Genomic DNA, 6,177 nt, shown 5'->3' on the forward strand with positions numbered 1-6,177 from the left:
TCGAAACGCCAGGCCTTTCCACGATGGCAGACGACGAGCCCGCACCCACCACCGACGACGAGATCGAACGAACGATCTTCGCGCTGCTGCGCCAACGCGATGCGGCCGCGTCGATCTGCCCATCGGATGTCGCACGCGCGCTGGCAAGCAAGGCGCCTGCGTGGCGAGCGCTCATGCCCGCCGTGCGCCGCGTGGCCGCGGTGCTGGCAGAGCGCGGATCGCTGCGGGTCACACGCGGCGCGGACGAGGTCGATGCGATGTCCCCGGGCGGACCGATACGCCTGCGCCGGTCGAAGTGACGATGGCCGGTCTCGGTTGACCGTATGCCACTACAGCGGGCTGCCTCTCCTTGGATGCTGGCGAACCTCTTTCGCCCTATGCACCGGCCATTGCGGTGCAGCGGGCCACGTCGACTCAAGCATCAGCGGATTCTTTATAAAACGCGCCGGTGCGCTTCAACGTCGAGGCGTCATTGCACGAGGTGCTCGCCGAGCAGAGCGCGCAACGCGCGCGTTGTCGCTCCGGCCGCGTCGATCCGTTGCTGCAGTTCGTCATTGACCAGCCCCATCAGCGCGCTGATTTCGGCGCGGTCGGGCGCGATCTCTTCCATGTCGCACAGGTGCTGCGGACCGATGAGCTTTTCGAGGCACGCATAAGCGCGCTGCACGACGTGAAGACTTTCGACGTCATCGCATGCCTGCAGCGCGAGCGATTGAACGTTGGGGGTGTCCGGGGGTCCGGGGAACGAGGGAACGTGAGCCATGCATGGCCTCCAAGAGGTGCGGTTTACTGAAACCGCCGCTCCCGAGTCCAATCGGAGGCGGCGACTCGACGAGTTGGACTACCGGGCACCTCTTGCGAGAACCGGCCGGGCTTGCGCCCGCCCGTCGAGCCGCCAAAACTTGTTGGGGCACGAATGACAAAGCCGCAGACCCTGCGGGGGTGACTGCGGCTTTCGTCGCAGAGATGCTTCGGGAGTCCAATCCCGGCCACGTCCTTTTTTTACGTGACCGGCGCAGTATAGCCACGCGCTCAAACGCAAAATCAGTGACCTAGACTGTGCGAGGCCATCCGCCAGGTGCTGGCCTGACAGGCCGATGATCTGGGCGGTGGCGTGCTCGCCAAGCCCGGGCGCTACTGGGTCTACGAGTACCTGTTCGCCAAGAAGCGCAACTGGTACGCGCCAACCATTTTGTGGAGATATGCCATGACGACACGGCCTAAATTCAAGAGCGATGCCTTCGCGGCCATCCATACCTCGGCGAGCGCCCTCAGAAAGATCGGCGCGATCGACAAGGCCACCATACGCCAGTTCGACGAGAGTTGTCTCGTCGCGCCGCCGGTGCTCGCGCCCCAGCAGATCAAGCACATCCGCGAAGCCGCGCATGTGAGCCAGCCGGTGTTCGCGCGCTATCTGAACACCAGCGAATCGACGGTGCAGAAGTGGGAGGCCGGCACCAAGCGGCCCAGCGGCATGGCGCTCAAGCTGCTGGCCGTGGTCGAGAAGCACGGCCTGAAGGTGCTGGCATGACGGTGCCTTGCAGCCGCCCGATGCGCCGGGTTCAACACTGAAGCGACCGCGCCACCATGGACGGCCTCGACCTCATCAAAACCTTCCGCGAAGTTGCCTTCCGCCGCAGCTTCTCCCGCGCGGCCGATTCGCTCGGCATGTCCAAGGCCACGGTCAGCCGCTATGTGGCCGAGCTCGAAGCGCGCAGCGGCGTGCGCCTGTTGAACCGCTCCACGCGCGCGCTGAGCCTCACCGATGCGGGCCAGGTGCTGCTCGATCGCAGCACCGAGCTGGTGGCGATGGCCGAGAACACGCTCAACGACCTGCAGGGCCACGGCGCCACGCCGCGCGGGCGGCTTCGCATGAGCGCGCCGAACGGGCTGATCGCGGGCTGGATGTCCGACGTGATCGCCGAGTTCATCAACCGCTACCCCGATGTGTACGTGAGCCTGGTGTTCACCAACAACGCCATCGACCTGATCGAGGAAGGCATCGACATTCACCTGACGGGCGGGCGCATCGACGACATGAACCTCATCGTGCGCCGCCTTGTGCAGTACGACATGGTGGTGTGCGCCTCGCCCGCCTACTGGGCGCGGCGCGGCATTCCGCAGGTGCCCGAGGACATGGCGCGGCACGACGTGCTGAGCTATTCGGCGATGCCGACCACGCACCTGCCCTTCGAGACCGACGGCCGCGCGCACGATGTGGCGGTGCACAGCCGCATGGAGGCGAACGACGCCGTTGCGCTCATCGAGCTCGCGCTGCGCGGCGTGGGCGTGGCGTATGTGCCGGAGCCGCTGGCGCAATCGCACCTGGAGCGCGGCGCGCTGGTGCCGGTGCTGCGCGAGCACATGCCGCACGAGCACTGGCTGTATGCGGCCTACTCGCAGCGCCGGCACAACAGCGCGGCGATGCGCGCGATGCTCGACTTCCTGGAGCAGTCGATGGCGCAGCACGGCGACCCGCCCGCCATGCCGCCGATGCCGCCGGCCTTGCCGGTGGCGCGGCCTGTCATCGTCACTGCTGCCGCACCTGCTGCACCTTCGCCTTCGCCTGTGGCCGCGCCCGAGGCTACATGCGCCCTTTCCAGGGCACCAGGCGCCGCTCGAGCCAGCGCATCAGCAGGTCGAAAAGATACGCCACCACGCCAATGACGATGATGCCCATGATGACGATGTCGGTGCGCAAGAAGTTCGACGCGTTCAGCACCATCTGACCCAGGCCCATGTTGGCCGCGACCATCTCGGCGGCCACCAGCGTGGTCCAACCGAAGCCGATGGCGATGCGCATGCCCACGAGGATGTCGGGCAGCGCCGAGGGCAATATCACGTGGCGGATCACTTGCATGTAGCTCGCGCCCATCGAGTACGCGGCGTTGATCTGCTCCTGCGACGCACTGCGCATGCCCGAGCGCGCGGCGAGGGCCAGCGGCGCGAAGCAGCTCAAGAAGATCAAGAGCACCTTGGGCAGCTCGTCGATGCCGAACCAGATGATGATGAGCGGCAGGTACGCGAGCGGCGGCAGCGGCCGGTAGAACTCCAGCGGCGGATCGAAGATGCCGCGCCAGAAGCGGCTCATGCCCATCGCGATGCCCACCGGAATGGCCGTGGCGCATGCGAGGAAGAAGGCCGAGAACACGCGGAACATGCTCGCGAGAAAGTGCTGCCACAGCGGCTTGTCGTTGGCCTGCCCCGTGAGGTATTCGTAGAACTGCTGGAACACCGCCTGCGGCGTCGGGAGAAACAGCGGCTTGACCCAGCCCATGTTGGTGACGACGAACCACAGCACGACCAGCGACACCACGGTGACCACGCTGATGACGACGCTGGAGCCCTCGCCCGGCACCTTGAAGGCGCTGGTCTTGAGCTTGGTGCCGGGGGCAGGCGGCGGCGATGCGGCGGGTTTCGATGGCGGCGTCATGGCAACAACAACGGCAGCAGGCGATGCGATGGTGACCTCAGGCATGGGCGGCCTCGCGATGATGAATGATCGACAAGACCTCCTCGCGCATGCGGATGAATTCGGGCTCCGATTTCACCTTGCGCGAATCGCCGTGTGACAAGTACTGGCGCGAGAACGGCACGTTGTCGTAGACGTGCGAGATGCGCCCCGGGCTCGGGCTCATGACGATGAGGCGCGTCGCGAGAAAGAGCGCCTCCTCCACCGAGTGGGTGATGAAGAACACCATCTTGTTCGACTTGGACCAGGCCTTGAGCAATATCTCCTGCACCTGCTCGCGCGTGAACGCATCGAGCGCGCCCATGGGCTCGTCCATCAGCAGCACGGCCGGGTCGCTCGCGAGCGCGCGCGCAATGCCCACGCGCTGCTGCATGCCACCCGAGAGTTCGTACACCGCGCGGTCCGCGTACTGCTGCAGGCCGACGAGCGCGAGCTTGTCTTCGGCAATGCGGTCGCGCTCGGCCTTGCCCGTGCCGGCCAGGCGCAGGCCCAGCGCCACGTTGTCGCGCACGTTGAGCCAGGGCATGAGCGCGTGCTTCTGGAACACGACGCCGCGGTCCGCGCCGGGGCCGACGACGGGCTTGCCGTCCAGAAGAATTTCGCCGGTCGATGGCGGCAGGAAGCCCGCGATGCTGTTGAGCAGCGTGGTCTTGCCGCAGCCCGAGGCGCCGAGCGCGACGACGAAATCGCCGTCGTGCATCGTGAGGTTCACGGGCGCGAGCGCCTGCAGCGTGCCGCCCTTGACGGCGTAGTTGACCGTGAGGTCGCGGATGTCGAGCGTAGGCATCGGATGTGCGCCCGCGCTTACTTGCCCATCGCCTTGTCGACGTACACGGTGGTCACGTAGGCGCCGTAGTCGGGCTTGACCTCCTGCACGCGGCCCTGCTCTTTCAGGAACGCCGCGGTGCCCGCCATCGCCTTGGCCGCGCCGCCGCCCAGCCACGTGGGCGAGACCTGCTCGGCCATGGTCGGGAAGGTGTAGAGCGACATGGCCGCGCCCACGTCCTTCGGGTCGGCCTTGGTCCACTTGGCCATGGCCTTGGTCTGCGGGGAATCGGGCGTCCAGCTCTTGCCGGTGGCCTTGTATTCCTCGTTCGCGCGGTTCAGCGCCTTGACGAACGCGACCATGAAAGGCTCGTTGGCCGCGGCCCACTTGGCGTTGACGACGATGCCCTCGAACGTGGGCGCGCCGCGCTTGCCGATGCTGCCCGAGGTGGCGATGGTCTTGCCCGAGCCCTTGATCTTGGAGAGCACCGGGTCCCAGATGAAGGTGGCGTCGATGTCGCCGCGCTCCCAGGCGGCGGCGATCTCGGGCGGGCGCATGTTCATCACGTTGACGCTCTTGGGATCGACGCCGTCCATCTTCATGCCGGCCATCAGCTGGTAGTGCGCGGTCGAGACGAACGGCGTGGCCACCTTCTTGCCCGCGAGGTCCTTCATGCTGTTGATGCCCGAGGCATTGCGGGCGATGAGCGCCTCGGCGTTGGCGATGTCCGCCGAGATCCAGAAGAGCTTGATGTCCTGGCCCTGGCTGGCCGCCGCGGTGAGCGGGCTGGAGCCGGTCTCGCCCATCTGCACGTCGCCCGAGGCCATCGCGCGGATGACGTCGCCGCCGCCGGAAAACATGCGCCAGTTGATCTTGTAGCCGGTGGCTTTTTCGACCTCACCCGATTCCATGACCAGGCGCAGGGGGACGAGCATGTCCTGGTGGGCGAAGGTGACTTCCTTGGTTTGCGCGTTCGACATGCCGCACAGCGTGAGGGTGGCGGCCAGCAGGGCGAGTTGAAGGGGGAGACGGCGGGACGTGGTCATCGGGTTTCTCCAATAGGTGAATCTCGGCTGCGACTTTGCACGCAACGGGTGCAGCCAGGAAGTACCAGCGAGGTTGGGGGGATGGAGCCAGCTTGTCCGTAAATACCCTTGTTCTGGTGCATGGGGCACTTAGACGGGGCATTGGGCATTGCCCGTCGCCCTTGCCTCCCCGGCCATCCGGGGGGGTGATGAGGGATGTGCTTTGTTTTTTTTTCCGAGGCCGGGTCTCGCCCCGGCGGGCGACCTACTTTTCTTTGCTTCGCCAAAGAAAGGTAGGCAAAAGAAAGGCGACCCTGCTGTCTGCGACCCTTCGCTTCGCTACGGGCAACCTGCGGTGCTCACGTTTCGCGGGGTCTCGCCGAACTCGCTTCGCTCAAACAACGGCGAGCCCTTGTCCGCGAAACGCTCCGCTCCTCGGCGCAGACAGAAGGGGTTTGGGAACCAGCGGGCCATCGCTGCGCTCGGCGCCTGGACACCTCACGAGCCTTTGCTTCGCTCGGCTTGGATTGGCTCCCTCCCCTTCCGGGGAGGGTTGGGGTGGGGGCACGCGGCGCTCGTTGAAGCACTGTCGTGTAGCGAGGGCCGTCGTGCCCCCATCCCAGCCTTCCCCCAGAGGGGGAAGGAGCAATGCATCAAGGCCCTGTATTGAAGGTCTTGTCCTTCTCCCTCCCCCCCTGGGGGAGGGCCGGGGTGGGGGCACCGCAGCCGAGCGAAGCAAAGGCCCGACCCTCACCAAGCCGAGCGAAGCAAAGGCCCGACCCCAAGCCGAGCGCAGCGATGGCGCGTCAGGTGCCCCCTCCCCTCTGGCTGCGCCGAGGAGCGCAGCGTTTCGCGGACAAGGGCTCGCCGCTGTCTGAGCGCAGCGAGTTCGGCGAGACCCCGCGAAACGTGAG

7 protein-coding genes are annotated in these 6,177 nt (G+C 66.3%); 3 read left to right on the forward strand and 4 right to left on the reverse strand.

Going from position 1 to position 6,177, the window contains the following annotated elements; translation table 11 throughout:
• Positions 1-23: 23 nt before the first annotated feature.
• Positions 24-299: a DUF3253 domain-containing protein gene (locus JC881_RS31460; protein ID WP_198789684.1), complete on the forward strand. Its 276-nt coding sequence runs from the start codon at positions 24-26 to the stop codon at positions 297-299.
• A gap of 170 nt (positions 300-469) precedes the next feature.
• Here JC881_RS31460 and JC881_RS31465 read toward each other — a convergent pair whose 3' ends face one another.
• A complete protein-coding gene (locus tag JC881_RS31465; RefSeq protein WP_198789685.1) occupies positions 470-763 on the reverse strand; it encodes a hypothetical protein in 294 nt (97 codons plus the stop codon).
• A gap of 444 nt (positions 764-1,207) precedes the next feature.
• Between JC881_RS31465 and JC881_RS31470 the strand changes: the two genes are divergently transcribed.
• Together JC881_RS31470 and JC881_RS31475 are read left to right on the forward strand one after the other, a co-directional pair.
• Positions 1,208-1,531: a helix-turn-helix domain-containing protein gene (locus JC881_RS31470; RefSeq protein ID WP_198789686.1), complete on the forward strand. Its 324-nt coding sequence runs from the start codon at positions 1,208-1,210 to the stop codon at positions 1,529-1,531.
• A gap of 56 nt (positions 1,532-1,587) precedes the next feature.
• Positions 1,588-2,667 carry a LysR family transcriptional regulator gene (locus JC881_RS31475; protein WP_198789687.1) on the forward strand — a complete coding sequence of 360 codons (1,080 nt, stop codon included), beginning with the start codon at positions 1,588-1,590 and terminating at the stop codon, positions 2,665-2,667.
• Here the strand turns inward: JC881_RS31475 and JC881_RS31480 are convergent.
• From JC881_RS31480 to tauA, 3 genes are read right to left on the reverse strand one after another with little or no spacing between them, the layout of a single operon-like run.
• Positions 2,585-3,478: an ABC transporter permease subunit gene (locus JC881_RS31480; protein ID WP_198789688.1), complete on the reverse strand. Its 894-nt coding sequence runs from the start codon at positions 3,476-3,478 to the stop codon at positions 2,585-2,587. The two genes, JC881_RS31475 and JC881_RS31480, sit on opposite strands and share 83 nt — an antisense overlap.
• A complete protein-coding gene (locus JC881_RS31485; protein WP_013542810.1) occupies positions 3,471-4,259 on the reverse strand; it encodes a taurine ABC transporter ATP-binding protein in 789 nt (262 codons plus the stop codon). Before JC881_RS31485 ends, JC881_RS31480 begins: the two co-directional genes overlap by 8 nt.
• A 17-nt stretch (positions 4,260-4,276) precedes the next feature.
• Positions 4,277-5,284, reverse strand: coding sequence for a taurine ABC transporter substrate-binding protein (tauA, locus tag JC881_RS31490; protein ID WP_198789689.1), 1,008 nt, complete (start codon positions 5,282-5,284; stop codon positions 4,277-4,279).
• Between the last annotated feature and the right edge of the window lie 893 nt (positions 5,285-6,177).

Source organism: Variovorax sp. IB41, from assembly GCF_016405905.1.
Classification (GTDB): Bacteria; Pseudomonadota; Gammaproteobacteria; order Burkholderiales; family Burkholderiaceae_C; genus Variovorax.

Coding starts and splice junctions, on each gene's coding strand:
- JC881_RS31460 (WP_198789684.1), top strand. CDS start 24: ATGGCAGACGACGAGCCCGCACCCACCACCGACGACGAGATCGAACGA.
- JC881_RS31465 (WP_198789685.1), bottom strand. CDS start 763: ATGGCTCACGTTCCCTCGTTCCCCGGACCCCCGGACACCCCCAACGTT.
- JC881_RS31470 (WP_198789686.1), top strand. CDS start 1,208: ATGACGACACGGCCTAAATTCAAGAGCGATGCCTTCGCGGCCATCCAT.
- JC881_RS31475 (WP_198789687.1), top strand. CDS start 1,588: ATGGACGGCCTCGACCTCATCAAAACCTTCCGCGAAGTTGCCTTCCGC.
- JC881_RS31480 (WP_198789688.1), bottom strand. CDS start 3,478: ATGCCTGAGGTCACCATCGCATCGCCTGCTGCCGTTGTTGTTGCCATG.
- JC881_RS31485 (WP_013542810.1), bottom strand. CDS start 4,259: ATGCCTACGCTCGACATCCGCGACCTCACGGTCAACTACGCCGTCAAG.
- tauA (WP_198789689.1), bottom strand. CDS start 5,284: ATGACCACGTCCCGCCGTCTCCCCCTTCAACTCGCCCTGCTGGCCGCC.